We start from the raw sequence: 25,180 nt of genomic DNA, 5'->3' as shown, positions 1-25,180 counted from the left end.
CCGACGCGCCACAACGTCCTCGCTGTGTAATTGCCTGCAAGCATCACCCGAAGGCGACCCCACAGGTCTTTTTCAAAGGAACCTCATCCACCGAAGTGGACGGGGTATCAACTTTTGGCGTTGATTTTTGGCACGCTGTTGAGTTCTCAAGGAACGGACGCTTCCTTTGTACTCACCCTCGCGGGTTTTCCTCCGGGCTTTCGTTCTGTTGTCCTGCTCTGTTCTTGCGTTTCCGACTCTATCAGACTCTCTCGGGCCCGATTTCCTCGGTGCTTTCCAGGTCCTGCGCTTTCACGCTTTCCCTTTCCGGCGATTCCAACTCTACCAGATCATTTCCGCGCCCTGCTTCTCGGAAGTCGCAGGTACTCGAATTTGAATTCGGTGACCGTTGGGGGTCTTGGCCTTTCGGCGCTCCGCTACGTTAGCGCTTTCCCCTTGCGACTCATAATCGAGCCGTCCGGCGAGTAATTCGGGCATGCCGAAAAGGACCCCGCCAGGGGTAAGTAGTAGGTAGTGGTTTGGCCGTTCTGGGGGTCTGCTGAGGCAGTACCCCGTTCAAGCGGCTCGGACTACGTTAGGCGTCCGGAAGGGCTGAGTCAAGTTGCCCTGCGGCGTGGTGCGTGGGCCCGATAGGGGCTGACCGTGGGGTCGTTCGTGATCCAGAAGCGGTACGGGTGGGCGGCGCCGGCGCCGCCCACTCCCGTGCGCGGACCGTTGCTCACCAGGTCGGCCGGGGTGGCCGTGCCGGTGAGGAGGGACAGGGCGGATTCGGGGTCGTCGCAGAGATCGGTGCCGTCGAGCGAGCGGTCCACGTCAAGGGCCGTGGCCAGCCTGGCCGGACCCTTGGCCAGTTCACGCGGGTTCCTGGCGGAGAGTCGACGTTTGGCCGCCAGGTCCGCTCCGGCGATGACCTCGCCGGCCCGCAGCAGTACGCCGCTCGCTTGGCCGGGCGGGCCGCAGACCAGGTTGAGGCTGAACCACATGCCGTAGATGAAGTAGACGTACGCGTGTCCGGGCGGACCGAACATCGATGCGTTGCGGGGGGTTCGGCCGCGGTAGGCGTGGGAGCCGGGATCGGACCCGCCCTCGTAGGCCTCCACCTCGGTGATGCGCAGCTCCAGGGTGCCCTCCCCGGTGCGGCGGACCAGGGTGCGGCCCAGCAGGTCGGGGGCCACCGTGAGGACCGGTCGGTCGAAGAAGGACCGGGGCAGGGGCGTACGGTCGGGACGCGCGCTCATCCGGTCGAGCGTAACGGAACGCGTCGTCCTGCAACCGGGGCCTAAGGTTCCGCGTTGGTAAAACGGGTAGGCGCGCGAGTCGCCACATCCTTCGTACAGGCCTTAAGGGGAGTTTGAGCATGGGGTTCAGGAAGCTGTTCGCGAGCCTGGGTGCCGGCGGTGCCTCGGTGGACACGATCATCACCGAGCCGAACGTCGTGCCGGGCGGGATCGTGCAGGGCGAGGTCCGGATCCAGGGCGGGTCCGTGGAGCAGCAGATCGAGGGGCTGTCCGTCGGGCTGCAGGCACGGGTGGAGGTGGAGGGCGGCGACCAGGAGTACAAGCAGGACGTCGTCTTCACGAAGCAGCGCCTCGGGGGTGCCTTCCAGGTGCAGGCCGGCGCGCTGCACGTGGTGCCGTTCGGGTTGGAGATCCCGGCGGAGACGCCGATCACCCACTTCGGGGGTCAGCACCTGCACGGCATGAACATCGGGGTCAGCACGGAGCTGGAGATCGCGCGGGCGGTCGACGCGGGTGACCTGGACCCGATCAACGTGCACCCGGTGCCCGCGCAGCAGGCGATCCTGGACGCGTTCCGTCAGCTCGGCTTCTCGTTCCGCAGCGCGGACATGGAGCGCGGCCACATCCGTGGGACGCGGCAGACGCTGCCGTTCTACCAGGAGATCGAGTTCCTGCCGCCGTCGCAGTACCGCGGGCTGAACCAGGTCGAGCTGACCTTCGTCTCCGACGGGCGCGAGATGGACGTCGTGCTGGAGATGGACAAGAAGCCGGGGCTGTTCAGTGAGGGCAGCGACACCTACCGCTGCTTCCAGGTGGGGCTGCAGTCCTATCAGGACACCGATTGGGCCGCGTACCTGAACCAGTGGATCGCGTCCGTCGGTTCGCAGCGCAACTGGTTCTAGGAGCAACTGGTCCTAGGCTCGGGCCGTACGCGCATCCGATCAGGAGGTTCAGCAGTGGTTCAGCAGCACAGGGCGCCCCTCCCCCACGACTTCCACCCGGAGGTCCCCTCCTTCACCGTGACGAGCGCCGATCTGGCGCACGGCGCGGAGTTGGGCGGGGACCAGGTGTTGTCGGGCGGGAACATCTCGCCCGCGTTGCGGTGGGAGGGCTTCCCCGAGGGGACGAAGAGCTTCGCCGTGACCTGCTTCGACCCGGACGCGCCCACGGGCAGCGGGTTCTGGCACTGGGTGCTGTTCGACCTGCCGGTCTCGGTGACCGAGCTGCCGGCCGGGGCGGGCAGCGGAAAGTTCGAGGGGCTGCCGGCCGGGGCCGTGCACGTGCGCAACGACTACGGCACGAAGGACTTCGGCGGAGCCGCTCCGCCGGCCGGGGAGCGGCACCGGTACGTGTTCACGGTGTACGCGGTGGATCAGGAGAAGCTCGGGCCGGACGGAGACGTGTCCCCCGCCGTGGTCGGTTTCAATCTGCGCTTCCACACCCTCGGTCGTGCTCACCTCATCGGTGAGTACGAGGCGCCCGCGGGCTGATCGTTCGCCGAGCGTTTGCCCGGTCCTGGTCTAAAGAAGGCCAGGACCGGGCATTTTTATTGCGTTGTCCCGCGTGGCGCGCGCGGCCAGAGTGGTTCCGGGCCCCGCAGCCGGTGTGGTCGCGGGCCTGCACACGGGAGGTGGGCGAGATGCGGGACACGCTGGTGCTGAATGCGAGCTTCGAGCCGCTGTCGACGGTGACCTTGAACCGGGCGGTGGTGCTCGTGCTCCAGGACAAGGCCGTGGTCGAACAGTCGCATCCCGAGCTGCGTGTGCGGGCGGCCACCATGGAACTTCCGATGCCGCGGGTGATCAGGCTCTGCCGGTACGTGCGGGTGCCCTTCCGAAGACATGCTCCCTGGTCACGGAGGGGGGTGTTGATCCGGGACCAGCACCGTTGCGCGTACTGCGGTAGGCGTGCGACGACCGTGGACCACGTGCTGCCGCGGGCCCAGGGCGGTGGGGACACCTGGCTGAACACGGTGGCCTCCTGCGCCGAGGACAACCACCGCAAGGCGGCGCGGACGCCGGAGGAGGCGGGGATGCCGCTGCTCCGCAAGCCGTTCGTACCGTCGCCCGCCGACGCGATGTTGCTCGCGCTGGGTGTGGGCGGGCGGGATCCGCTGCCGGAGTGGTTGTCGCGGTCCGCGTAGTCGTCCGCCCCGTGCCCCCTGTTGTCGGGTGCACGGGGCGACGTATTTCTCCTACGTCGTTCAGCGGAGCAGGATCTGGACGATGGCGAGGAGTCCGACCGTCACGATGACCCCGCGCAGGACGGTCGGCGAGAGCCGGCGGCCGACCTTCGCGCCGATCTGTCCGCCGAGGGTCGAGCCGACGGCGATGAGGAGCACCGCCGTCCAGTCGAACTCGGCCACGAAGAGGAAGAAGACGGCGGCGATGCCGTTGACGAGGGCGGCGATGACGTTCTTGACGGCGTTGACGCGTTGCAGGTCGTCGTGGAGCAGCAGACCCATGAGTCCGAGGTAGAGCACGCCCTGCGCGGCCCCGAAGTAGCCTCCGTAGGCGCTGGAGAGCAGCATGCCGGTGAGGAGGGCGGGGCCTCCCTCGCGTTCCTCCGTGGTGGTGCCCGCGGCTTCCCGGCGGCGGCGCAGGGAGGCGGCGAGGCGGGGCTGGAGGACGACGAGGACGAGGGCCAGTCCGATGAGGACGGGCACGATCGTGTCGAAGGACTCGGGGGGCAGGACGAGGAGCAGGACCGCGCCCGCGAGGCCGCCGACGAGGGAGACGGCGCCGAGGCGCAGGACGCGGGCGCGCTGCCCCTTGAGTTCGTTGCGGTAGCCGATGGCGCCGCTGATGGAACCGGGCACCAGGCCGAGGGTGTTGGAGACGTTGGCGGTGACCGGTGGCAGGCCGGTGGCGAGGAGCACCGGGAAGGTGATCAGGGTGCCGGAACCGACGATGGTGTTGATCGTGCCGGCGCCGATTCCGGCGGCGAGGACCGCGAGCGATTCCCAGATGGACATGGACATGGACGGAGCCATCCCCCTTGCGTGAGTGAGTCGCCTCCCCGCCATGAAGGTCGAGGGGCCTCACCGATCATGCACGAGGGGAGGGCGGGCTCAGTCGATGGGGGGCTGCTCGCGCCGGTCGTTCGCGCCCGTTGTGTCGCCGCCCTTGCCGCTGTTCTGCGGGTTGAAGCCGCTCGGGTTCCCGCCGCCCATGGGGCCGAAGTTGCCCATGGCGCCCGAGAGGCCCTTGAGCGCGTCCCCGATCTCGCTGGGCACGATCCAGAGCTTGTTGGCGTCGCCTTCGGCGATCTTCGGGAGCATCTGGAGGTACTGGTAGGCGAGGAGCTTCTGGTCGGCGTCGCCGGCGTGGATGGACTCGAAGACCGTGCGGATGGCCTGGGCCTCGCCCTCGGCGCGCAGGGCGGCGGCCTTGGCGTCACCTTCGGCGCGGAGGATGGAGGACTGCTTCTCGCCCTCGGCCCGCAGGATCTCGGACTGTCGGACACCTTCGGCCTGGAGGATCGCGGCGCGCTTGTCGCGGTCGGCGCGCATCTGCTTCTCCATCGAGTCCTGGATGGAGGTGGGCGGCTCGATGGCCTTGAGCTCGACGCGGTTGACGCGGATGCCCCACTTGCCGGTGGCCTCGTCGAGGACTCCGCGCAGGGCCGCGTTGATCTCCTCGCGGGAGGTGAGCGTCCGCTCCAGGTCCATGCCGCCGATGATGTTGCGGAGCGTGGTGACGGTGAGCTGCTCGATGGCCTGGATGTAGCTGGCCACCTCGTACGTCGCGGCGCGGGCGTCGGTCACCTGGTAGTAGATGACGGTGTCGATGTTGACGACCAGGTTGTCCTGGGTGATCACCGGCTGCGGCGGGAACGGGACGACCTGTTCGCGGAGGTCGATGCGGTTGCGGATCGAGTCGATGAACGGGACGACGATGTTGAGGCCCGCGTTGAGGGTGCGGGTGTAGCGGCCGAAGCGTTCAACGATGGCGGCGCTGGCCTGCGGGATCACCTGGATCGTCTTGACCAGGGCGATGAAGACCAGAACCACCAGGATGATCAGGACGATGATGATCGGTTGCATGCGGTTCCCCGTGCCCTTCCGGCTGTCTGTGCTGCCCCGTTGATCGGAGTCTCGCAGACCCCGGGGCCGCGGGTCGGCTGCTTTCTCACATCACGACGGCGGTCGCTCCGTCGATGTCGACGACGTCGACGGACTGGCCGGGTTCGAAACTGGTGTCCGCGTCGAGGGTGCGGGCGGACCAGACCTCGCCGGCCAGTTTGATCCGGCCCCCGCCGCCGTCGACGCGTTCGAGGACGACGGCGGATCTGCCCCTCAACGCGTCGATGCCGCTGCGGTGTTGGGGGCGTTGGTTGCGGTGCCGGTTGGCGATCGGGCGGACCACGGCGATGAGCGCCACGGACACGATCACGAAGACCAGGACCTGGGCGACCACTCCCCCGCCGAGGGCCGCCGTGACGGCCGCCGCCACCGCGCCGATGGCGAACATGCCGAATTCCGGAAGGGCGGTGAGGACCAGGGGGATGCCCAGTCCGACCGCGCCGATGAGCCACCACACCCATGCGTCGATGTCCACATGGTCATGGTAGGTCGGGTGGGCACGGTCGGGACAGGGCGCGACCGGTACGGACCGCTAGCGCAGGGGCAGGCCCTGGGCGGTCCAGCGGTCGTGGTCGTTGCGCTCGACGACCAGCGGGAGGCCGAAGCAGAGAGAGAGGTTGCGCGAGGTGAGTTCGAGGTCGATGGGACCGGCGGTGACGACCTTGCCCTGGCGGATCATCAGGACGTGGGTGAAGCCGGGGGCGATCTCCTCGACGTGGTGCGTGACCATGACCATGGAGGGGGCCAGCGGGTCCCGGGCGAGGCGGCCGAGGCGGCGTACGAGGTCCTCGCGGCCACCGAGGTCGAGGCCGGCGGCGGGCTCGTCGAGGAGGAGGAGCTCGGGGTCGGTCATCAGGGCGCGGGCGATCAGGGTGCGCTTGCGCTCGCCCTCGGAGAGCGTGCCGAACCTGCGCTCCAGGTAGTCGGTCATGCCGAGGCGGTCGAGGAAGGCGCGGGCGCGCTGCTCGTCGATGTCCTCGTACTCCTCCTGCCAGGTCGCGGTCATGCCGTAGGCGGCGGTGAGCACGGTCTGCAGGACGGTCTGCCGCTTGGGCAGCTTGTCGGCCATGGCGATGCCGGCCACGCCGATGCGGGGGCGCAGCTCGAACACGTCGGTACCCGGCTTGCCGAGGGTGCCGCCGAGGATGGTGGCGGAGCCCTTGGTGGGGAAGAGGTAGCTGGAGGCGAGGTTCAGCAGTGTGGTCTTGCCGGCGCCGTTGGGGCCGAGGATCACCCAGCGCTCCCCCTCCTTCACCGACCAGGAGACCTGGTCCACCAGAGCCCGGCCCTCGCGGACCACGGATACGTCCACCAGCTCCAGAACATCGCTCATGAGCGTGTTGTCACCCCTTGCAGTCACGGTTCTCTGTGCGCCGGCAGGCGCAGCCCCTGGGGGAAAACCTACGCCACTCGGGGAGGGGTCCGGTTCCGGGGCCGGGTGCGGGGCGCGATCCGTAAAGTGGGGGGATGCTTTTCGAACCACGTTCAGGGCGGCTGGCCGCCTGGGGGAACGCGCTGCTGGCCGGTTTGGTGTCGCCCGACGAGGCCGCGTCGTCGATCGTCGGTGAGGACGCCGTGCACCGGGTGACCGGGCTGCCGGGGGAACCGGGTCCGGTGGGGCTCACGCTGGCGCTCGGCCGGTTGCGGGTGCTGGGGGTGAGCGGGCTGCGGGTGGCGCTGCCCGCGCCGGGTCATCCGTTGGGGCTGAGCGGGCCGGCGGAGTTCAACGCGCGGGCGTTGGAGGCCGAGGAGGCGGTGGTCGCGGTGGGCGCGGCGCTGGGTCTGGTGCCGGAGGTGGTGGAGGCCGGTCCGGCCGGCGACCTGCACGTCTCGGTGACCTGGCACTGCCTGCCGGTACGGGAGGCCCCGCCGGCGGACGTGCCGTCGCTCGGTGAGGCGGAGCGGGAGCTGGCGGAGGCGTTGCGGGAGGCGACGGTCGTCCTGACCCGGCTGGACGTGGCGGGGTCGGGGCCGGTCGCGGAGGCGGCGCTGTCGGCGTACCGGGCGCGGGCGGAGGCGGGCCGTGAGGTGCTGGCTCCGGGGTATCCGCCGCGGGCGGTGCGGGTGCTGGCGTTGGCGCAGCGGGTGGACCTGTTGGTGTCGCTGGCGTACGAGAACGGGCCCGGGGGTGCGGTGGCGGCCTCGGAGATGGCGGCGCGGTCCGAGGCGCTGCGGCCGGTGGAGCGGGTGGCGCGGCGTGCCCTGGTGGCGGCGTACAACGCGCCGGTCGAGGAGCGCGAGCGGGGCTGACGTCGTTCCCGGCGTGCCGGGCGGGGGTGGTGGAACGCCGCGGCCCCGCTTCCCGGGGAGAGGTGGGGAAGCGGGGCCGCGGGGTGGGTCAGTGGTTGACGCCGAAGTTGCCGAAGGCGGGGTTGAGCAGGCCGATCACGTTGACGGTGTTGCCGACGACGTTCACGGGAACGTTGACGGGGACCTGGATCAGGTTCCCGGAGGCCACGCCGGGCGAGTGCTGGGCCACGCCCTCCGCGGACGCACCGCCGTGCGCCGAGGAGACACCAGCGGCGGCGGCGACGAGGCCGCCCGCGATCATGGTGACGGCTGCGGCCTTCTTGAAGTTCTTCACGTTCTCGTCCTCCAGTACGTCTGCCGCGACCAGCCGTCGCGACACGCCATGGAGAACGCCCCGCCCGGTGGGCGGGATACGCCATGTGGGGTACATACACCCGACCGTATGAATCTCTGCTGAATCACCGCGCGCGTGCAGATGGTCTGATTACTCCGCCATTCCGTGCCTGACCGCCCACAGTGCGGCCTGCGTCCGGTCGGAGAGGTCCAGTTTCATCAGGATGTTCGAGACGTGGGTCTTGACCGTCTTCTCCGACAGCACCAGCGCGCGGGCGATCTCGCGGTTGGAGCGACCGTCCGCGATCAGCCGGAGGACCTCGCGTTCGCGGTCGGTCAGGGAGCCGGGGCGGCCCGCGGTGGCGGGCTGGTCCTCCTGGGCGAGGAGGGCCTGGGCCACCTCCGGCTGGAGCAGGACGTGGCCCGCGTGCACGGAGCGGATGGCTCCGGCCAGGGCGTCCGGGTCGATGTCCTTGTAGACGTATCCGGCCGCGCCGGCCCGCAGGGCGGGGACGACGGTGCGCTGTTCGGTGAAGCTGGTGACGATCAGGACCCGTGCCGGGTTGCCCAGGGCGCGCAGCCGTCGCAGGGCCTCGATGCCGTCGGTGCCCGGCATCTTGACGTCCATGAGGATGACGTCGGGTCGCAGTTCCTCGGCGCGCTCGATGCCCTCCTCGCCGTCGCCGGCCTCGCCGACCACCTCTATGTCGTCCTGGACCTCCAGGAACGTGCGCAGGCCGCGCCGGACGACCTGGTGGTCGTCGACCAGCAGGACGCGGATGCGGACCGGGGTGTCAGCCACCGGGAACCTCCATCTCGATCGTGGTGCCCTTACCGGGCTCGGAGCGGACCTCCAGCCGTCCGCCGGAGCCGCTCGCGCGGTCCCGCATGGAGACGAGCCCGAGGTGGCGGCCCGCCTTGCGGACCGTGGAGGGGGAGAAGCCGCGGCCCCAGTCGCGTACGCGCAGGACGGCGCCGCCGCCCGGGTTCCTGCTGAGGGTCACCTCGACGCGGTCCGCGCCGGAGTGCCGCAGGGCGTTGTGGAGGGCCTCCTGGGCGACGCGCAGGAGTGCCTCCTCCTGGGTCGCCGGCAGGGCGCGCACGCCTTCACAGGTGAAGGAGACGTGCGCGGCGTGGGCCCGGTCCAGGACGCGGACGTGGTCGCGCAGGGTCGCGACGAGCCCGTCGTCGTCCAGTGCGGCCGGACGGAGCTCGGTCACGGCGGCGCGCAGTTCGTCGGCGGCCTCCGCGGCCAGGGCGGCGACCTGATGGAGCTCGTCCTTGGCACGGACGGGGTCGCGGTCGACGAGGGCGGCGGCGGCCTGGGCGGTGAGGCGCAGGGAGAACAGCTTCTGACTGACGGCGTCGTGCAGCTCGTGGGCGAGGCGGGAGCGCTCCTCGGCGATGGTGAGCTCGCGGCTGCGCTCGTAGAGGCGGGCGTTGGTCAGGGCGATGGCCGCGTGCTGGGCGAGGAGGGAGAGGAGCTCCTCGTCCCCGTCGGTGAAGCCGACGGGCCGGTCGGCGGCGTCGGGGTCGTTGTCGGGGGTGCTCCCGGGGGCGGGGCGTTTGTTGGCGAGGAAGAGGGCGCCGAGGGTCTCCTCGCCGTCCCGGATGGGCATGCCGAGGAAGTCGGACATGTCGGGGTGGGCGGCGGGCCAGCCCCCGAAGCGCGGGTCCGCGCGTACGTCGGCCAGTCGTTCGGGGGCGTCCTGGTGGAGCATCGCGGCGAGGACCCCGTGCTGCCGGGGCAGGGGGCCGATGCGGCGCCACTGTTCCTCGCTGATGCCGTCCACGACGAACTGGGCGAAGCCCCCGTGGTCGTCCGGGACGCCGAGGGCGGCGTACTCGGCGTCCAGGAGTTCGCGGGCCGAGGCGACGATCGTGCGCAGTACGTCGTGGACCTCCATGCGGCGGCTCATGGCGAGCAGCGCGGTGCTGACGGCAGCGAGTCCCGTACAGGGTCCGTAGTGCATGGGATCACCGTACCGGCGGCCCTGACCTGCGGGATCGGGCATCCGGCCTAGGTCGGTGGGCCCGGGGCGTACGGCGGAGGGAGGGGGGTGGCGGGGCCGGGGCGTACCGCAGGGGGAGGGGGTGGCGGGGCGCCGGGTACGTCCTGGGGACGAGGCGGGTGGGCGGTGGGCCCTCCCCGAGGAGGACATCCGTCACATTGCGCATTGCTGTCGCAACCGTGGGTGAGACCGTTACGTGGCCGATGTGAGCCCCGGCATAGGACCCACATCACTTACGAAGCTGCGTAGTGGACAGGTAAAGGTCCTGTCAGGTCGGTTGCGCCTAGCGCGGTGCCCGTCATTCCGGATTCGTCCCGGGGCCCTGATCCACTAAGCGGGATCGTACGTCACACCTTTGCCAGGCGTTTTTGCCACCGCTAAGAATGTCGACGTCGCACAGCGCCGCAGGGTCCCGGATCCGAGCGGCGCCTTCCTGCGACTCCCGCTATTCGAAGAGGTTGCCCCGCCATGTCTGCTTCCAGCACTCCCGGTCACAGTCGTCTGACGAAGGCACACAAGCTGTCCGTTGCCGGTGTCGCCACGCTCGGTGCCGCCGCGCTCGCCTTCTCCCTCGTCCCGGCAGGTGCCGCGGAGACTCAGCAGGCGGTGACGATCAACGCCGCCCCCGTGGCGTGGACCCCGACGGTTCAGCAGCACCTCGGCGCGCAGCAGGCCGTCGCGAACAAGCTGGCGAAGGACACGGCGGCCGCCAAGGCCAAGGCCGCTGCCGCCGCCAAGGCCGAGCGCGACAAGACGGCGGCCGCGAGCCGGTCCGCCGTCCGCACCCCGGTCTTCGCGAACAACCTCGACGGTTGGATCAAGGAAGCGCTCTTCATCATGAAGCGCGAGGGGATTCCGGGCACGTACGCCGGTATCCACAAGAACGTCATGCGCGAGTCCAGCGGCAACCCGCTGGCGATCAACAAGTGGGACATCAACGCCCAGAACGGCATCCCCAGCAAGGGTCTGCTCCAGGTCATCTACCCGACCTTCAAGGCGTACCACGTCAAGGGCACCAAGTTCGACCAGTACGACCCGGTCGCCAACATCGTCGCCGCCTGCAACTACGCAGCCGACCGCTACGGCTCGATGGACAACGTCAACAGCGCCTACTAGGCCGCCGACGTCCCGCACCCCCCATGCGCCTCAGGGCGGCTCCCCGGATCTCCGGGGAGCCGCCCTGAGGCGTTTGCCGTACGTGCGCGGGCCGCGGGGCCGGATGCGCGGGGCCGTTACTTGCCGGCGCGCATGACCTCGGGCTCGTGGCGGCGCAGCAGGCGCTGGACCAGGAAGCCGCAGGCGATGCCGATGAGCAGCAGGACGGTGATGTTCAGGCTCCACTGCCCGATGGTGGCGTCCCAGAGCGGGTCGGTGTTCGTCGGGTTGTCGCGGTCCCACGGCGGCATCAGCCTGCCGAGGTTCAGCGTGGCGCCGGCGGCGGCGATGGCCCAGCGGGACGGCATCAGCCAGGCGAACTGTTCCAGGCCCGGGGAGTCGTAGACCTGGAAGAGGATGCCGGTGAAGACGACCTGGACGATCGCGAACATGACCAGCAGCGGCATCGTCTTCTCGGCGGTCTTGACCAGCGAGGAGATGACGAGGCCGAACATCATCGAGGTGAAGCCGAGGGCGATGACCGACAGGCACAGCTCGACGGCCGGCGGCATCAGCAGGCCCTCGGTGGGCAGGTCGCGCGGGAAGAAGCCGATCGCGCAGATGACCACGCCCTGGACGGCCGTGATGATCCCGAGGACGATCACCTTCGACATGAGGTACGCGGACCGGGACAGGCCGGTCGCGCGCTCACGCTCGTAGATGACGCGTTCCTTGATCAGTTCTCGGACCGAGTTCGCGGCGCCCGAGAAACACATGCCGACCGCGAGGATCAGCATGATCGTGCCCGCGTCGCCGTTGAACTGGGACGGCGGCGTCGGGGGCGCGAGCCCGAAGGTCGCGGGGATGACCGTGGAGACCACGCCCAGCACCGCGGGCAGGATCAGCATGAGGCCGATGAAGCCCTTGTCGGAGGCGATCACCGAGACGTAGCGGCGGATCAGCGTCCAGAGCTGCGAGCCCCAGCCCTGCGGCTTGGGCGGGCGCATCTGCTGCGGCGAGGGGAACGCGACGGACTGCGGGGCGACCGCGTCGATGTCGGCGGCGTACAGCTGGTAGTGCTGCGAGCCCTTCCAGCGCCCGGCCCAGTCGTAGTCGCGGAACTCCTCGAAGGCGGAGAAGACGTCGGCCCAGGTGCTGTAGCCGAAGAAGTTCAGCGCGTCGTCCGGCGGGCCGAAGTAGGCGACCGAACCGCCGGGGGCCATGACCAGCAGCTTGTCGCAGATGGCGAGCTCGGCGACGGAGTGGGTGACGACGAGGACCGTGCGGCCGTCGTCGGCGAGGCCGCGCAGCAGCTGCATGACGTCGCGGTCCATGCCCGGGTCGAGGCCGGAGGTCGGCTCGTCCAGGAAGATCAGCGACGGCTTGGTGAGGAGTTCCAGGGCCACGGACACGCGCTTGCGCTGACCACCGGAGAGCGAGGTGATCTTCTTGTCCTTGTGGACGTCGAGCTTGAGCTCGCGCAGCACCTCGTTGATGCGGGCGACGCGCTCGGACTCGGCGGTGTCGCCGGGGAAGCGGAGCTTGGCCGCGTACTTGAGGGCGGTGCTGACCTTGAGTTCCTTGTGCAGGATGTCGTCCTGCGGGACCAGGCCGATGCGCTGGCGGAGCTCCGCGAACTGCTTGTACAGGTTGCGGTTGTCGTAGAGGACGTCGCCCTGGTCGGCGGGCCGGTAGCCGGTCAGCGCCTTCAGGAGGGTCGACTTGCCGGAGCCGGAGGGGCCGATGACACCGATGAGCGACTTCTCGGGGACGCCGAAGGTGACGTCCTTGAGGATCTGCTTGCCGCCGTCGACGGTCACGGTGAGGTGGCGGGCCGAGAAGGAGACCTCGCCGGTGTCGACGAACTCCTCCAGCCGGTCGCCGACGATGCGGAACGTCGAGTGGCCGACGCCGACGATGTCGTTCGGCCCGAGGAGGGCCGTGCCGGACTTGGCGAGCGGCTGACCGTTGACGTAGGTGCCGTTGTGGCTGCCCAGGTCGCGGATCTCGAACCGGCCGCCGGGCATCGAGTGGAACTCGGCGTGGTGGCGGGAGACCTGGAGGTCGGAGACGACCAGCTCGTTCTCCAGCGCGCGGCCGATGCGCATGACGTGGCCCAGCGAGAGCTGGTGGAACGTCGTCGGGCTGCGGTGGTCGTGGTACCCCGGGTTCGGCGCGGTCTGCGCCGGGCCGCCGCCCTGCTGCTGCGGCACGTGCGGCTGCTGGGCCTGGTGCTGCTGGTGCTGCGGCTGGTGCTGGTGCTGCTGCTCCCAGGGCTGCTGCTGGGCCGGGGCCCGGTAGGCCGGGGCCTGCTGGTGCGCCTGCCCCTGCGCGGCCGGGGCCTGGTAGGCCGGGGCCGCGGCGGTCAGATCGAGCCGCGGGCCGTCGGTCGCGTTGCCCAGGTGGACCGGCGTGCCGGGCACGAGCTCGGTCTGCTGGACCCGCGCTCCGCGCACGTAGGTGCCGTTGGTGCTGCCGTGGTCCTCGATGCCCCAATTCCGGCCGTTCCAGGTGATCGTGGCGTGCCGCCACGACACCCGGGCGTCGTCGATCACCACGTCGCCCTGGGGATCACGCCCCAGCGAGTACGACCGGGACGGATCCAGCGTCCAGGTCCTGCCATTCAATTCCAGTACGAGTTCCGGCACTCCAGCCCCACTTAAGTCCCCCGAGAATCCCCCTGACGTCAGGGAGTCTAGGGATGGCGAACATCCGGGGGAACTATTTCAGGCCTGCGGCCACATGTGGAATCGGGGCCTCGAAGGGGTGTCCCGGGCGCCCGGTCGGCGGGGGCAGAAGTCGCCCGGAGAGTGAAATACGGGGACTTCTCACCCGGGATCCGGGAGGACGCGGCACCGCCCCGCGCCCGCCGGGACGCCCCGGGCGGGCCCGCGCGAGGGGGTCGGTTCAGGGAGTGGGACGGATGTCCGTCCGCCGGAGCCGGGAAGATACGGTGGGCGCACCATGAGCGCTTCGCAGACCTCCGACGTCCCCACCCTCCTCGTCAAGATCTTCGGCAAGGACCGTCCCGGGATCACCGCCGGGCTGTTCGACACCCTCGCCGCCTATTCCGTCGATGTCGTCGACATCGAGCAGGTCGTCACCCGTGGCCGCATCGTCCTGTGCGCCCTCGTCACCAAACCGGCCGGCACCGGCGAGGGCGAGTTGCGGGCCACCGTCCACAGCTGGGCAGAGTCGCTCAAGCTCCAGGCCGAGATCCTCTCCGGGACCGGCGACAACCGTCCGCGCGGCAGCGGACGCTCCCACGTCACCGTCCTCGGGCATCCGCTCACCGCGGAGTCCACGGCCGCCATAGCGGCACGGATCACCGGGACCGGCGGCAACATCGACCGCATCTTCCGGCTCGCGAAGTATCCGGTGACGGCGGTCGAGTTCGCCGTGTCCGGTGTGGAGACGGAGCCGCTGCGCACCGCCCTGGCCACCGCCTCCGCCCAGATCGGCGTCGACGTGGCCGTGGTCTCGGCGGGACTGCACCGCCGGGCTCAGCGACTGGTCGTCATGGACGTCGACTCGACGCTGATCCAGGACGAGGTGATCGAGCTCTTCGCCGCGCACGCGGGCTGTGAGGCCGAGGTCGCCGAGGTGACCGAGCGGGCGATGCGCGGGGAGCTGGACTTCGAGCAGTCCCTGCACGCCCGGGTCGCGCTGCTGGCGGGGCTCGACGCGTCGGTGGTGGACAAGGTCCGCTCCGAGGTCCGGTTGACCCCGGGCGCGCGGACGCTGATCCGGACGCTGAAGACCCTCGGTTATCAGGTGGGCGTGGTCTCGGGCGGATTCACCCAGGTGACGGACGACCTGCGGGAGCGGCTCGGACTGGACTTCGCCTCGGCGAACACTTTGGAGATCCTGGAGGGCAAGCTGACCGGTCGGGTCACGGGCGAGATCGTGGACCGCGCAGGCAAGGCCCGACTGCTGCGCCGGTTCGCCGCCGAGGCGGGTGTTCCGCTGGCCCAGACGGTGGCGATCGGGGACGGCGCGAACGACCTCGACATGCTGAACGCGGCGGGTCTGGGCGTGGCCTTCAATGCCAAGCCGGTGGTGCGCGAGGCCGCGCACACGGCGGTGAACGTGCCCTTCCTGGACGCGGTCCTGTACCTGCTCGGCATCACCCGCGAGGAAGTCGAGGCCGCTGACCTGGCCTGATGGCCAGGGGCATGACATCGGACTTTCCATACCGCCCGGTCGGGTAATCCCGACCGGGCGGTCTTTCATATCCGGCCACCCCGGGCCCGCCCGCGAGGCACCCGAATCGGACATGCGCACCGCCCGCCGAGTGCGGACGCGTCACGACGGATCAACGCAACCCGCTCGGACGCAAGAGTCATTTCGGACAACGGGTGCCCGAAGTCGCCCTATTCTCCCTGCACTTGCGACAAATACTGTGACCGCGCTGTCGTGAACGCGACAGCGACCATCGGTCAGTCCTGATCGTTCAAGGGGAAACAATGGTGACTCGAAGTGTCCTCGTCACCGGGGGTTCTGGCGGCATAGGCCGGGCCTGCGTGGAGAGGTTCGCTCTGGAAGAGGACTGGACGGTCTGGTTCACCTACCGCAATGGCCGGGCCCGGGCCGAGGAGCTGGTGCACGAACTGGCCCTCACCGGCCACGCCAAGGTGGAGGCCTTCCCCTTCGACCAAGGGGACTGGGAGGACCACCAACGGCTCCTGGAGAGGCTTCCCGGCCCGGTCGAAGTCCTGGTGAACAACGCCGCCGTCGGTTCCAGGACCATCGAGCGGTACACCGACGGACCCGGGCACGAGAAGGCCTCGGAGTTCTTCCGGATCAACGCGGTGGGCCCGCTCTGGCTCACCGAGCAGCTGCTTCCCGGCATGCTGGAGAACGGCTACGGCAAGATCATCAACATTTCCAGTGTGGGTGGCGGGATCTTCCAGTTCCCCGGCTTCCACCCCGCCGACGGCATGAGCAAGGCCGCGCTCACCTACCTGACCCGGCACCTCGCCGCCGACCTGGTGCACAGCCCGGTCGACGTGTTCGCGGTCTGCCCCGGCGCGGTCGACACCGCGATGTTCCAGGCCAGCACCCTCGACAAGCTCTCCCCCGAGGAACTCGCGGCCCTGACCGCCCGGCTGCCCAAGAGCCGCCTGATCCGCTCCGAGGAGATCGCGGAACTCGTCTGGTGGCTGGCGGGCGACCACTCCACCTCGCTCCACGGCTCCGTCATCGACGCGTCCATGGGCCTCGGGGTCAACCCGGGGCTGCTCACCGGCGCCGGCGTCGACAGCGGGAGGGCCCGATGATCTCCCGTCAGGCCGCCCGTCTCCTCGCCGACACCCCGGCCATCGCCGAGGCCCACTTCCGGGCGGAGGCCGAGCCGTACGACGCGCTGCTGCGACCCGACGGCTACCTCAACCTGGGCACCGCCGAGAACCGTCTGCTCTGGGACCTGCTCCGCGACCGGCTGGTCGCCCTTCCCCCCATGTCCGAGGCGACCGCCCGCTACGCGCCGCTGCACGGCACCGACGTGCTGCGCGAGCGGATCGCCTCCCTGCTCTCCGCGACCTGCCGGACCCCGCTGGACGCCGAGGACCTCGTGGTCATCAGCGGTGCGACCGGAGCGCTGGACGCCATCGCCTCCGTACTGTGCGACCCGGGCGAGGCCATCGTGGTGCCGTCCCCCTACTACGGAGCCTTCGACACCGACCTCGGCGGTCGCTCCGGGGCCCGGCTCCTGCCCGCGCCGCTGTCCCCCGACGACGGCTTCCGGCTGACCGCCGACGCCGTCGACCGGGCCCTGAAGGAGGCCCGGTCCCGGGGCACGACGGTGCGCGCGGTGGCCCTCTCCTCCCCCTCCAACCCCATCGGCGAGGTCCACCCGCCCGAGGTGCTCGCCGACCTGCTGCGCGTGGTCCGCGAGCACGACGTCGACCTGATCTCCGACGAGATCTACGCCCACGCCGTCTTCGCCGGCCGTGGCTTCACCAGCGCCGCCGACCCGGCCGTCAACCCGCACTGGGCCGACCGCACCCACGTGGTGTGGGGCTTCGCGAAGGACTTCGGGCTGCCCGGTCTGAAAGCGGGCGTCCTGCACACCCGCGATCCGCGCGTCCGGGACGCGGCGCGGGCGATGGCGTACTTCGCCCCCGTCTCCACCGCCACCCAGGACACGCTCGCGGGGCTCCTGTCGGACACCGCGTGGGTGGCGTCCTTCCTCGCGGCAGGCCGCGAGCGGCTGGCGTCCTCGTACGGGCACCTCGTCGCGCTGCTGGACGCGCACGACATTCCGTACGCCCCCGCGGAAGCGGGCTTCTCCGTCTGGCTGGACCTGCGCCGGTGGCTGCCCGGCACCGACTTCGACGCCGAACACCGACTGTGGCGCGGACTGTTCGAGACCGCGAAGGTCAGCATCCTGCCCGGCGGGGCGTTCCGCTCGCCGCAGCCGGGCTGGTTCCGGCTGTGCCACACCGTCGACGCGCCCCTGGTGGCCGAGGCGGTCCGGCGGATCGCCGCCCACCTGGGTACGGCCGGCGCCCCGCCCGCCGACGGCGCCCCCGCGCTCCCCCTCCCCTCCGCACCGAACGGAAGACACCGATGAGCACGGCCCCAGGCCCCCTCGACCGCTGGTACGAGACCGCGGGCGTACGCGGCGGAGTCCGGCGGATCTTCCACGCCGAGGCCGAACAGGGCCGGGTGTTCTTCCCCGACGCCCTGGTGCCGCACCTGTCCCACCCCGAGGTCAAGGCCCTCGCGCCGGAGCTGATCCGTGAGGTCTCCGTACGGCACCTCTACCAGTTCCTGCACTCGACCACCCACCTGGAGACGCGGGTGGTCAACGGGGCCGCCGAACCCGTCGCCAACGGCAACTCCGGCCTGCACTTCCCCACCGCGCTGCGCATGGACGCCTTCAAGGTGTACTGCGACGAGGGCTACCACGCCCTCTACAGCCTGGACCTCGCCGACCAGGTGTCGGCGGTCACCGGCATCGCCGTGCCCGACGTCGACTACGGCGGGTTCGTCACGGCCCTGCAGGACACCGGGCGACGACTGCTGCCCGAAGACCCGGTCCTCGCGGGACAGTTGCAGGCGGTCGTCTTCGAGACGCTGATCACCGCGGTCCTCAACGAGGTGCCGCAGGACCCGACCGTGGTGAGCACGGTGCGCGAGCTGATGCGCGACCACGCCAAGGACGAGGGGCGCCACCACCGCTTCTTCTCCGCCTTCTTCCTCGAACTGTGGGCCCGGCTCGACCGGCGGCGCCGGATCCTCGCCGCCCGGGCCCTGCCCGCGATGATCCGCGCCGCCCTCGACTGGGACCTGGAACCGGTGTACGACTCGCTGCGCCGCGCCGGCCTGGACGAGGACCGCACCGAGGCCGTCCTGACGGACACCTACGGCGGGGACGCGGGCATCGACCGCATCCAGACGATCTCCCGCTCCACGTTGCGCTTGTGTGCCCAGGTCGACGCCTTCGACCTGCCCGGCGTCACCGACGCCTTCGCCCTGTACGGACTGCACGCACCGGAGGACTCCGATGTCTGACACCGTCACCTACTCCGACTACCTGCGGCTCCCCGAGCTGCTGACGCTCCAGGTGCCGCTGGCCGACGGGGTGCGCGACGAACGCCTGTTCATCACCGTGCACCAGGTGCAGGAGCTGTGGTTCGGGCAGCTGCTCGACGACCTCTCCGACGCCCGCGACCGGATCCTGGACGGCGACCCGCGCACCGCCCGCGCCCGGCTCGCCCGCGGCGCGGTGATCACCCGTGCGCTGATCACCGGCATCCATCCGCTGCGCGCGATGCCGCCGAGGGAGTTCCACGCCTTCCGCGGGGCGCTCGGCACCAGCAGCGGCGCGCAGTCCGCGCAGTACGTGGAGATCTCGGCGCTGTCCGGGGCGGACTGGGTGCACGGTGAGTACGGCGCCCGCGTCGCGGCCGGGTTGAGCCCCGCCGAGCGGGAGCGGCTGCGGGTGCGGCTCGAAGAGCCCTCGCTGTGGGAGGCCTTCCTCGGACTGCTGGGCAAGGCCGGCTTCGAGGTGGCGACCGAGGACGGCCGGCGGGCCGCGTACGAGCGGCTCTCGGACCTCCCCCGGGACGGTGACCCCGCGGAGCTCGCCGAACTGGCAGAGCTGGCGGAGGCGCTGGTCGACCACGACGAGGTCTGGACGGAGTGGCGGGCCTGCCACGCCCTGCTCGTGGAGCGGCAGATCGGTGGCCGGCCGGGCACCGGGGGCAGCACGGGCGTGGCCCACCTGCGGGCGGCGGTGCACCGGCGGTTCTACCCGGAGTTGTGGGAGGCGCGGGGCGCGGGGACGGCGGCCCTCCCGGGCCGGTGACGACCGTCGGACGTGCCGGAGCCCGGACCGCCCCCGTGGGCGGCCCGGGCTCCGTGGCGCTCGGCGTTCCGGCTGTGGGTCGCGGCTGGTCGCGCCGCTGCCGCCGGGCGTTCCCGCTCAGTGGTCCTTCGGCGTCCAGAAGTCGAGCAGCGTTCCCACCCCGTGCTCCAGCGACTTCCACGAGCCGGTGAAGGAGACGACGGCGAGGGCGGCGGTCGGGAAGCCGGTACGGGTCATGCGGGCGAGCGCGTCGCCCTCGGCGCGTCCGGAGAGGGCGTCGGCGAGGGCGTGCATGCCGGGGTTGTGGCCGATGACCAGCAGGTCGTGGACCTCGTCGGAGGTCTCGTTCAGCAGGGCGATGAGCTCGCCGAGCGAGGCGTCGTAGAGGCGTTCCTCGTACGCGGTCCTCGGCCGGTGCGGGAGTTCCTGGGCGGCGAGCTTCCACGTCTCCCGGGTGCGGGCGGCGGTGGAGCAGAGGGCCAGGTCGAAATCGATGCCGGTCTCCGCCAGCTTCAGTCCGACGGCCGGCGAGTCCTTCCGGCCGCGTTCCGCCAGCGGGCGTTCGTGGTCGGCCACCTGCGGCCAGTCGGCCTTGGCGTGCCGGAGGAGGGCGATCCTGCGGGGTGTATCGGCGCTCATGACTCCCAGCTTCGCATGAAATGAGCCACGGGGCGCAGGGTGTTGGGAGGCTGCTTCCCGGTGGTGGAGCGCGGCTCGGCGCAAGGGGTCAGCCGACGGCGCGCAGCAGTTGTCGGCCGACCTGGATCAGCCCGGAGGGCTCCGCGGGGGCGGCGTGGGCCTCGCCGGATCCGGCGAGGAGCAGCAGGAGCAGGCCGAAGGCGAGGGCGGGCAGGGCCAGCGCCCACCAGTGCAGCCGGGCGTTCGCGCCGGTGTGGGCCGGGGTGCGGCGGCGGGCGGGGCGCGTGGTGCGGGACGGGGTGTGTACGGGGGCCGACATGGCCGCCTCCGGGGGTGCTGGGCCGGGTCTGGATCGCTGCTTCGAATCTATTGATCCGAAGCGGCGGTTCCCATCCGGGGCGCACCCCAGGCGACCCTGAACCTGACCCCCTAGGGGATGGTGGGGTTGTCCCCACCATCGCGGGATCCGCCGCGGTTCAGGGGGAGGCGATGGTCGCGATGACGGCGATGATCACGGTCACGGCGAGCATGGCGCCGAGCACCAGGCCCAGCTTCTTGCGGCCGTTCTGGGGGTTCGGTTCGAGTACGGGCGACATGCGGTTCAGTTTCGCATGCCGCATTCGTCCTCGATCGTGCGGTCCCGTCCGGCGAGGACACCGAGGGCGATCTGCGGGACGAGGAGGCCCGCCATCAGGGCGAGGGGCAGGTCCCAGCCGCCGCTGTGCTGGTAGAGGGTGCCGATGACGAGCGGGCCGGGGATGGAGATGAGGTAGCCGGTGCTCTGGGCGAAGGCGGAGAGCTTGACGACGCCGGCCGGGGACTTGGCGCGCAGGCCGATCATCGTGATGACGAGCGGGAAGGCGCAGTTGGAGATGCCCAGCAGCAGCGCCCAGGCCCAGGCGCCGGCGGCCGGGGCGAGGTAGAGCCCGAGGTAGCCGGCGAGGCCGAAGAGGCCGAGGGCGACGGCGATGGGGCCCTGGTGGCGCATCCGTCCGGCGAGGCCGGGGATGACGAAGGCGAGCGGGACGCCCATGACCATGGTGACGGCGAGCAGGACCCCGGCGGTCGAGGCGGAGACCCCGGCGTCGCGGAAGATCTGCGGGAGCCAGCCCATGGTGACGTAGGCGCCGGTGGCCTGGAGGCCGAAGTAGCAGGCCAGGGCCCAGGCGGTGCGGCTGCGGACGACGGAGGGGCCGTTGTCCTCGCGCGGCGCGGCGGGCGCGGCGGCCTTCTCGCGGCGGCTCGCGGCGGCGATGGGGAGCCAGGGCAGTACGGCGGCGGCGGCGAGGGCGGCCCAGATCAGCAGGCCGGTGCGCCAGCTGCCGCCGAGGGCGGAGGTCAGCGGGACGGTCGCGGCGGCGGCCAGGGAGGTGCCGGCGGCCAGGGCCATGGAGTACAGGCCGGTCATGGTGCCGACGCGGTCGGGGAACCAGCGCTTGACGATCACCGGGAGCAGGACGTTGGTCAGGGCAATGCCGGCCAGCGACAGGGCGCTGGCGGCGAGGAAGCCCGCGGCGTTGGTCGCGAAGGGGCGGATGAGCAGGCCCGCGGCGACGGCGGCCATGCCGGCGCAGACGACGGCCGCCGGTCCGAAGCGGCGGGAGAGCCGGGGTGCGGTGACGCCGAAGACGGCGAAGCAGAGGGCGGGGACCGAGGTGATGAGTCCGGCGACGGCGCCGCTCATGTGGAGGCCGGTCCGGGTCTCCTCGAAGAGGGCGCCGAGGCTGGTGATGGCGGGCCGCAGGTTCAGGGCGGCCAGCACGATTCCGACGATGAGCACCGGACCCAGCCACTGGGGGGTGGTGTGGGCGGCGGGGAGCGTCCGGTCGACGGGGCCGCCGACGGTCCGCGGGCGGTCGAGGGTCTGGATTTCTTCGTCGGGCATTCAACCATCATAGAATCATGGGATGATTAGTTGTCCAGTCGCGCTCGCGTCGCGCCGGCGCCCACGGCGCTCCGGAGCCCGTGTCGCCCCCGAGAGGAACCCATGCCACTGACCTCGCCCCGGCGGTCCGCGCTCGTCGACCAGGTGATCACCCAGCTGAGGAACCAGATCACCTCCGGCGAGTGGCCGGTCGGGTCCCGCATCCCCACCGAGCCCGAACTGGTGGAGCTGCTGGGCGTCGCCCGCAACACCGTGCGCGAGGCCGTTCGCGCGCTCGCGCACAACGGGCTGCTGGACATCCGTCAGGGTTCGGGAACGTACGTGATCGCCACCAGCGAGCTGGCCGGGGTGATGCACCGGCGCTTCGCCGGCGCCGACCCGCGGCACATCGCGGAGCTGCGTTCGACGCTGGAGTCCTCGGCGGCCCGCCTGGCGGCGGAACGGCGCACCGCGCGGGACCTCGTACAGCTGGACGCGCTGCTGGCCCGGCGGGAGGAGGCGTGGGAGAGCGGGGACGCCGAGCTGTTCGTGGCGGCGGACGTCAGCCTGCACATGGCGGTGGTGACGGCCTCGCACAACGAGGTCCTCATCGAGCTCTACGCGGACCTCGGCGACCTGGTGGCGGACTGGCTGCGCACGGACGTGGGGACCGAGCTGACCCCGTCCGCCCACTTGGACCACGCCCGGCTGATCGAGGCGATCCGACGGGGGGACGGGGACACGGCCGCCTCGGAGGCGGCGGGCTACCCGTTCGTCTGCCTGGGCCGGTAGGGGCGGCCGACATCGGGGGTGACGCCGAGGTCGGGGCCGGCGGCGTCACGGGCCGGGCCCGACGCGCGCGGTTCAGGTCCCCGGCCTGTGGTGGGTGACCCAGGCCGAGCGGACCTCCTTCCAGCAGCGACCGGTGAGCCGGACGCGGCCCGCGGGATCCAGGGGCACGGCCGCGGCGTCCCCGTCCACGTCCCACCAGCGGTCGCATTCCACGTGCAGCCGGATCAGATCGGTCTCGGGGTAGGCGTTGTGGCAGTACGCCGTCACCTGCGAGCCGGTGATCTCGGTGTCGCAGTCGGCCCCGAAGAGGTCCCGGCCGGTGGACGGCGCGGGCTGCGCGGGGGGCTCCGCCGGGTACTCGGCGAGGTCCGCGACCGCCTGGGCCGCCGCCCCGGCGGCGGGGGCGGGGGCGGGATCGCGGTCGCGGTCGGCGGTCTGCGCGACGGCTCCCGGCATCAGGAGTCCGGTCAGCACCACCGAGGTGAGCAGCAGGGATACCGATCGGTTCGGCCTCGCACGCACGCCGTACCTCCGCCCCGACCGCGCCGGGAAGATCCCGACGAGGTCAGTTTGCAGTCATTTGTCCGGGTTTTCGAGTCGGAAAGATCCGGTCAGACGACGAACATCCGATCGAACCGGACCCGGCATCCCGTGCCCCGTACGCGAGACGGCGGTGGGGGGGGGGGGGGGGGGGGGGGGGGGGAAAAAAAAAAAAAAAAAAAAAAAAAAAAAAAAAAACCGGAGAAGAAAAACACCCCACCCACAAAATCCCCCCCCCCCCCCACCCCCCCCCCTCCCCCCCCCCCCCCCCCCCCCCCCCCCCCCCCCCCCCCCCCCCCCCTCCCCCCCCCACCCCCCCCCCCCCCCCCCCCCCCCCCCCCCCCCCCCCCCCCCCCCCCCCCCCCCCCCCCCCCCCCCCCCCCCCACCGCCGTACGGACGCAGGACGCCGCGTTCCGGGGATCAGGCACCCATCGCGTGCAGGCCGCCGTCCACGTGGACGATCTCGCCCGTGGTCTTCGGGAACCAGTCCGACAGCAGGGCGACGACTCCCTTGCCGGTCGGCTCCGGGTCGCTCATGTCCCACTCCAGCATCGAGCGGGAGTTCCAGACCTCGGCCAGCTCGCCGAAGCCCGGGATGGACTTGGCGGCCATGGAGCCGATCGGTCCCGCCGAGACCAGGTTGCAGCGGATGTTCTCCTTGCCCAGGTCGCGGGCGAGGTAACGGCTGGTGGCCTCCAGGGCCGCCTTGGCCGGACCCATCCAGTCGTACTGCGGCCAGGCGAACTGCGCGTCGAAGGTGAGGCCGACGATGGCCGCGCCCTCCGCCGGGAACAGCGGCTTGCAGGCCATGGCGAGGGCCTTCAGCGAGAACGCCGAGACGTGCATGGCCGTGGCGACCGACTCGAACGGCGTGTTCAGGAAGTTCCCGCCGAGGGCGTCCTGCGGGGCGAAACCGATGGAGTGCACGACACCGTCGAGACCGCCGAGCTCGTCGCGGACGAGACCCTCCAGACGGTCCAGGTGCTCCTGGTTGGTGACGTCGAGCTCGATCACCTTGACCGGCTTCGGCAGCTTCTTGGCGATGCGCTCGGTCAGCGACGGGCGCGGCCACGCGGTCAGGATGACCTCGGCGCCCTGCTCCTGGGCCAGCTTGGCGGTGTGGAAGGCGATGGACGATTCCATCAGCACCCCGGTGATGAGGATGCGCTTGCCGTCGAGAATTCCGCTCATGTGATCAGTGACCCATGCCCAATCCGCCGTCAACGGGAATGACGGCTCCTGTGATGTACGCGGCGTCGTCGGACGCCAGGAAGCTCACGGCCGCCGCGATCTCCTCGGGCCGCGCGTACCGGGCCAGCGGCACCTGGGCCACGATGCCCGCACGCTGCTCGTCGGTGAGCACCTTCGTCATGTCGGTGTCCACGAAGCCGGGCGCGACCACGTTGAAGGTGATGTTGCGGGAGCCGAGCTCTCGGGCGAGCGAGCGGGCGAAGCCCACCAGCGCTGCCTTCGAGGCAGCGTAGTTGGCCTGGCCCGCGGATCCCAGCAGCCCGACGACCGAGGAGATCAGGACCACACGGCCCTTCTTCGCGCGGAGCATGCCACGGTTGGCGCGCTTGACGACGCGGAAGGTGCCGGTGAGGTTGGTGTCGACGACGGACGCGAAGTCCTCCTCCGACATCCGCATCAACAGCGTGTCCTTGGTGATACCGGCATTGGCCACGAGCACCTCGACGGCGCCCTGCTTGTCCTCGATCTCCTTGTAGGCCTGCTCCACCTGCTCGGAGTCGGTGATGTCGCAACGCACCGCCAGAACACCCAGCGAAGTGAGTTCCTCCGGCGGCTCGCCCGACCGGTACGTGATCGCGACCTTGTCGCCGGCCTGCGCGAACGCTCGGGCGATGGCGAGGCCGATGCCCCGGTTTCCTCCGGTGACGAGAACCGAGCGGCTCAACGGATCACCCTTTCGCTAGCTGTCTTGATTACCGAAAACCTATAGGCCGCCCGAGGGATCCGGAGAATCCGGCTCCGACAGGGCCTGGAGGCGGGCTCTGTCG

Annotated in this window: 27 protein-coding genes; 11 read left to right on the top strand and 16 right to left on the bottom strand. The window is 70.8% G+C overall.

Annotation, left to right across the window (positions count from 1 at the left end):
* Nucleotides 1–596: 596 nt before the first annotated feature.
* On the bottom strand, nt 597–1,238 hold the full coding sequence (locus tag ACZ58N_RS12870; RefSeq protein ID WP_471158273.1) for a DNA-3-methyladenine glycosylase: 642 nt from the start codon (nt 1,236–1,238) through the stop codon (nt 597–599).
* 119 nt (nt 1,239–1,357) lie between these two features.
* Here ACZ58N_RS12870 and ACZ58N_RS12865 point away from each other — a divergent pair, with 119 nt between their 5' ends.
* The 3 genes from ACZ58N_RS12865 (at nt 1,358) to ACZ58N_RS12855 (ending at nt 3,381) form a co-directional block, all read left to right on the top strand.
* Nucleotides 1,358–2,140, top strand: coding sequence for a sporulation protein (locus ACZ58N_RS12865; protein ID WP_389702954.1), 783 nt, complete (start codon nt 1,358–1,360; stop codon nt 2,138–2,140).
* A gap of 54 nt (nt 2,141–2,194) precedes the next feature.
* Entirely contained in the window at nt 2,195–2,728 is a 534-nt protein-coding gene (locus ACZ58N_RS12860; RefSeq protein ID WP_471158270.1) for a YbhB/YbcL family Raf kinase inhibitor-like protein, read from the top strand.
* Between the two features lie 149 nt (nt 2,729–2,877).
* The gene (locus tag ACZ58N_RS12855; RefSeq protein WP_471158268.1) at nt 2,878–3,381 is read left to right on the top strand and encodes an HNH endonuclease; all 504 of its coding nucleotides are present in this window, start codon (nt 2,878–2,880) and stop codon (nt 3,379–3,381) included.
* A gap of 60 nt (nt 3,382–3,441) precedes the next feature.
* Here ACZ58N_RS12855 and ACZ58N_RS12850 read toward each other — a convergent pair whose 3' ends face one another.
* From ACZ58N_RS12850 to ACZ58N_RS12835, 4 genes are all read right to left on the bottom strand, one after another.
* Nucleotides 3,442–4,212 carry a sulfite exporter TauE/SafE family protein gene (locus ACZ58N_RS12850; protein ID WP_471158344.1) on the bottom strand — a complete coding sequence of 257 codons (771 nt, stop codon included), beginning with the start codon at nt 4,210–4,212 and terminating at the stop codon, nt 3,442–3,444.
* 96 nt (nt 4,213–4,308) lie between these two features.
* Complete coding sequence (locus tag ACZ58N_RS12845; protein WP_471158266.1) at nt 4,309–5,283, bottom strand: SPFH domain-containing protein; 975 nt, start codon at nt 5,281–5,283, stop codon at nt 4,309–4,311.
* Between the two features lie 85 nt (nt 5,284–5,368).
* Nucleotides 5,369–5,797, bottom strand: a complete 429-nt coding sequence (locus ACZ58N_RS12840) for an NfeD family protein (protein WP_471158264.1) — start codon at nt 5,795–5,797, stop codon at nt 5,369–5,371.
* Between the two features lie 57 nt (nt 5,798–5,854).
* Entirely contained in the window at nt 5,855–6,655 is an 801-nt protein-coding gene (locus ACZ58N_RS12835; RefSeq protein ID WP_471158262.1) for an ABC transporter ATP-binding protein, read from the bottom strand.
* 134 nt (nt 6,656–6,789) lie between these two features.
* On the opposite strand from ACZ58N_RS12835, the gene ACZ58N_RS12830 reads away from it, so the two are divergent.
* Nucleotides 6,790–7,572, top strand: coding sequence for a hypothetical protein (locus ACZ58N_RS12830; RefSeq protein ID WP_471158260.1), 783 nt, complete (start codon nt 6,790–6,792; stop codon nt 7,570–7,572).
* 88 nt (nt 7,573–7,660) lie between these two features.
* Here the strand turns inward: ACZ58N_RS12830 and ACZ58N_RS12825 are convergent, their stop codons facing one another.
* The 3 genes from ACZ58N_RS12825 to ACZ58N_RS12815 form a co-directional block, all read right to left on the bottom strand.
* Nucleotides 7,661–7,906, bottom strand: coding sequence for a chaplin (locus ACZ58N_RS12825; protein WP_471158342.1), 246 nt, complete (start codon nt 7,904–7,906; stop codon nt 7,661–7,663).
* 150 nt (nt 7,907–8,056) lie between these two features.
* Entirely contained in the window at nt 8,057–8,707 is a 651-nt protein-coding gene (locus ACZ58N_RS12820) for a response regulator (protein WP_471158258.1), read from the bottom strand.
* Nucleotides 8,700–9,878, bottom strand: a complete 1,179-nt coding sequence (locus ACZ58N_RS12815) for a GAF domain-containing sensor histidine kinase (protein WP_471158256.1) — start codon at nt 9,876–9,878, stop codon at nt 8,700–8,702. Before ACZ58N_RS12815 ends, ACZ58N_RS12820 begins: the two co-directional genes overlap by 8 nt.
* Nucleotides 9,879–10,385: 507 nt before the next feature.
* On the opposite strand from ACZ58N_RS12815, the gene ACZ58N_RS12810 reads away from it, so the two are divergent.
* The gene (locus ACZ58N_RS12810; protein ID WP_471158254.1) at nt 10,386–11,033 is read left to right on the top strand and encodes a transglycosylase SLT domain-containing protein; all 648 of its coding nucleotides are present in this window, start codon (nt 10,386–10,388) and stop codon (nt 11,031–11,033) included.
* A 116-nt stretch (nt 11,034–11,149) separates the two neighbouring features.
* On the opposite strand, the gene ACZ58N_RS12805 is transcribed toward ACZ58N_RS12810, so the two are convergent.
* Nucleotides 11,150–13,660, bottom strand: coding sequence for an ABC transporter ATP-binding protein/permease (locus tag ACZ58N_RS12805; protein ID WP_471158252.1), 2,511 nt, complete (start codon nt 13,658–13,660; stop codon nt 11,150–11,152).
* 316 nt (nt 13,661–13,976) lie between these two features.
* Between ACZ58N_RS12805 and serB the strand changes: the two genes are divergently transcribed.
* The 5 genes from serB to ACZ58N_RS12780 all read left to right on the top strand — a co-directional run bounded on the left by serB (nt 13,977) and on the right by ACZ58N_RS12780 (nt 19,326).
* The gene (gene serB / locus ACZ58N_RS12800) at nt 13,977–15,176 is read left to right on the top strand and encodes a phosphoserine phosphatase SerB (RefSeq protein WP_471158250.1); all 1,200 of its coding nucleotides are present in this window, start codon (nt 13,977–13,979) and stop codon (nt 15,174–15,176) included.
* Between the two features lie 302 nt (nt 15,177–15,478).
* A complete protein-coding gene (locus tag ACZ58N_RS12795) occupies nt 15,479–16,291 on the top strand; it encodes an SDR family NAD(P)-dependent oxidoreductase (protein WP_471158248.1) in 813 nt (270 codons plus the stop codon).
* A complete protein-coding gene (locus ACZ58N_RS12790; protein WP_471158246.1) occupies nt 16,288–17,586 on the top strand; it encodes an aminotransferase class I/II-fold pyridoxal phosphate-dependent enzyme in 1,299 nt (432 codons plus the stop codon). Before ACZ58N_RS12795 ends, ACZ58N_RS12790 begins: the two co-directional genes overlap by 4 nt.
* The gene (locus ACZ58N_RS12785) at nt 17,583–18,530 is read left to right on the top strand and encodes a diiron oxygenase (RefSeq protein ID WP_471158244.1); all 948 of its coding nucleotides are present in this window, start codon (nt 17,583–17,585) and stop codon (nt 18,528–18,530) included. The genes ACZ58N_RS12790 and ACZ58N_RS12785 overlap by 4 nt, the downstream gene beginning before the upstream one ends.
* Nucleotides 18,523–19,326 carry a tryptophan 2,3-dioxygenase family protein gene (locus ACZ58N_RS12780; protein WP_471158242.1) on the top strand — a complete coding sequence of 268 codons (804 nt, stop codon included), beginning with the start codon at nt 18,523–18,525 and terminating at the stop codon, nt 19,324–19,326. The genes ACZ58N_RS12785 and ACZ58N_RS12780 overlap by 8 nt, the downstream gene beginning before the upstream one ends.
* Before the next feature lie 117 nt (nt 19,327–19,443).
* Here the strand turns inward: ACZ58N_RS12780 and ACZ58N_RS12775 are convergent, their stop codons facing one another.
* The 4 genes from ACZ58N_RS12775 to ACZ58N_RS12760 all read right to left on the bottom strand — a co-directional run bounded on the left by ACZ58N_RS12775 (nt 19,444) and on the right by ACZ58N_RS12760 (nt 21,850).
* Entirely contained in the window at nt 19,444–19,965 is a 522-nt protein-coding gene (locus ACZ58N_RS12775) for a SixA phosphatase family protein (protein WP_471158240.1), read from the bottom strand.
* An 88-nt stretch (nt 19,966–20,053) separates the two neighbouring features.
* Nucleotides 20,054–20,284: a hypothetical protein gene (locus ACZ58N_RS12770; RefSeq protein WP_471158238.1), complete on the bottom strand. Its 231-nt coding sequence runs from the start codon at nt 20,282–20,284 to the stop codon at nt 20,054–20,056.
* Between the two features lie 157 nt (nt 20,285–20,441).
* Nucleotides 20,442–20,561 (bottom strand): SGM_5486 family transporter-associated protein, encoded by a 120-nt coding sequence (locus tag ACZ58N_RS12765; RefSeq protein ID WP_281208317.1) that lies wholly within the window; start codon nt 20,559–20,561, stop codon nt 20,442–20,444.
* Nucleotides 20,562–20,566: 5 nt separating this feature from the next.
* Nucleotides 20,567–21,850, bottom strand: coding sequence for a CynX/NimT family MFS transporter (locus ACZ58N_RS12760; protein ID WP_471158236.1), 1,284 nt, complete (start codon nt 21,848–21,850; stop codon nt 20,567–20,569).
* Nucleotides 21,851–21,952: 102 nt separating this feature from the next.
* Between ACZ58N_RS12760 and ACZ58N_RS12755 the strand changes: the two genes are divergently transcribed.
* A complete protein-coding gene (locus ACZ58N_RS12755; protein ID WP_471158234.1) occupies nt 21,953–22,621 on the top strand; it encodes a FadR/GntR family transcriptional regulator in 669 nt (222 codons plus the stop codon).
* 72 nt (nt 22,622–22,693) lie between these two features.
* Here the strand turns inward: ACZ58N_RS12755 and ACZ58N_RS12750 are convergent, their stop codons facing one another.
* From ACZ58N_RS12750 to fabG, 3 genes are all read right to left on the bottom strand, one after another.
* Nucleotides 22,694–23,143: a hypothetical protein gene (locus tag ACZ58N_RS12750; RefSeq protein ID WP_471158232.1), complete on the bottom strand. Its 450-nt coding sequence runs from the start codon at nt 23,141–23,143 to the stop codon at nt 22,694–22,696.
* Between the two features lie 439 nt (nt 23,144–23,582).
* On the bottom strand, nt 23,583–24,353 hold the full coding sequence (gene fabI / locus ACZ58N_RS12745) for an enoyl-ACP reductase FabI (RefSeq protein WP_471158230.1): 771 nt from the start codon (nt 24,351–24,353) through the stop codon (nt 23,583–23,585).
* A gap of 4 nt (nt 24,354–24,357) precedes the next feature.
* Nucleotides 24,358–25,077 (bottom strand): 3-oxoacyl-[acyl-carrier-protein] reductase, encoded by a 720-nt coding sequence (gene fabG, locus ACZ58N_RS12740; protein ID WP_281208322.1) that lies wholly within the window; start codon nt 25,075–25,077, stop codon nt 24,358–24,360.
* Nucleotides 25,078–25,180: the final 103 nt, after the last annotated feature.

The organism is Streptomyces sp. NPDC040432 (genome assembly GCF_055595445.1).
The sequence above is the reverse complement of the archived record's forward strand: the minus strand, read 5'-3'. Positions and strand labels throughout refer to the sequence as shown.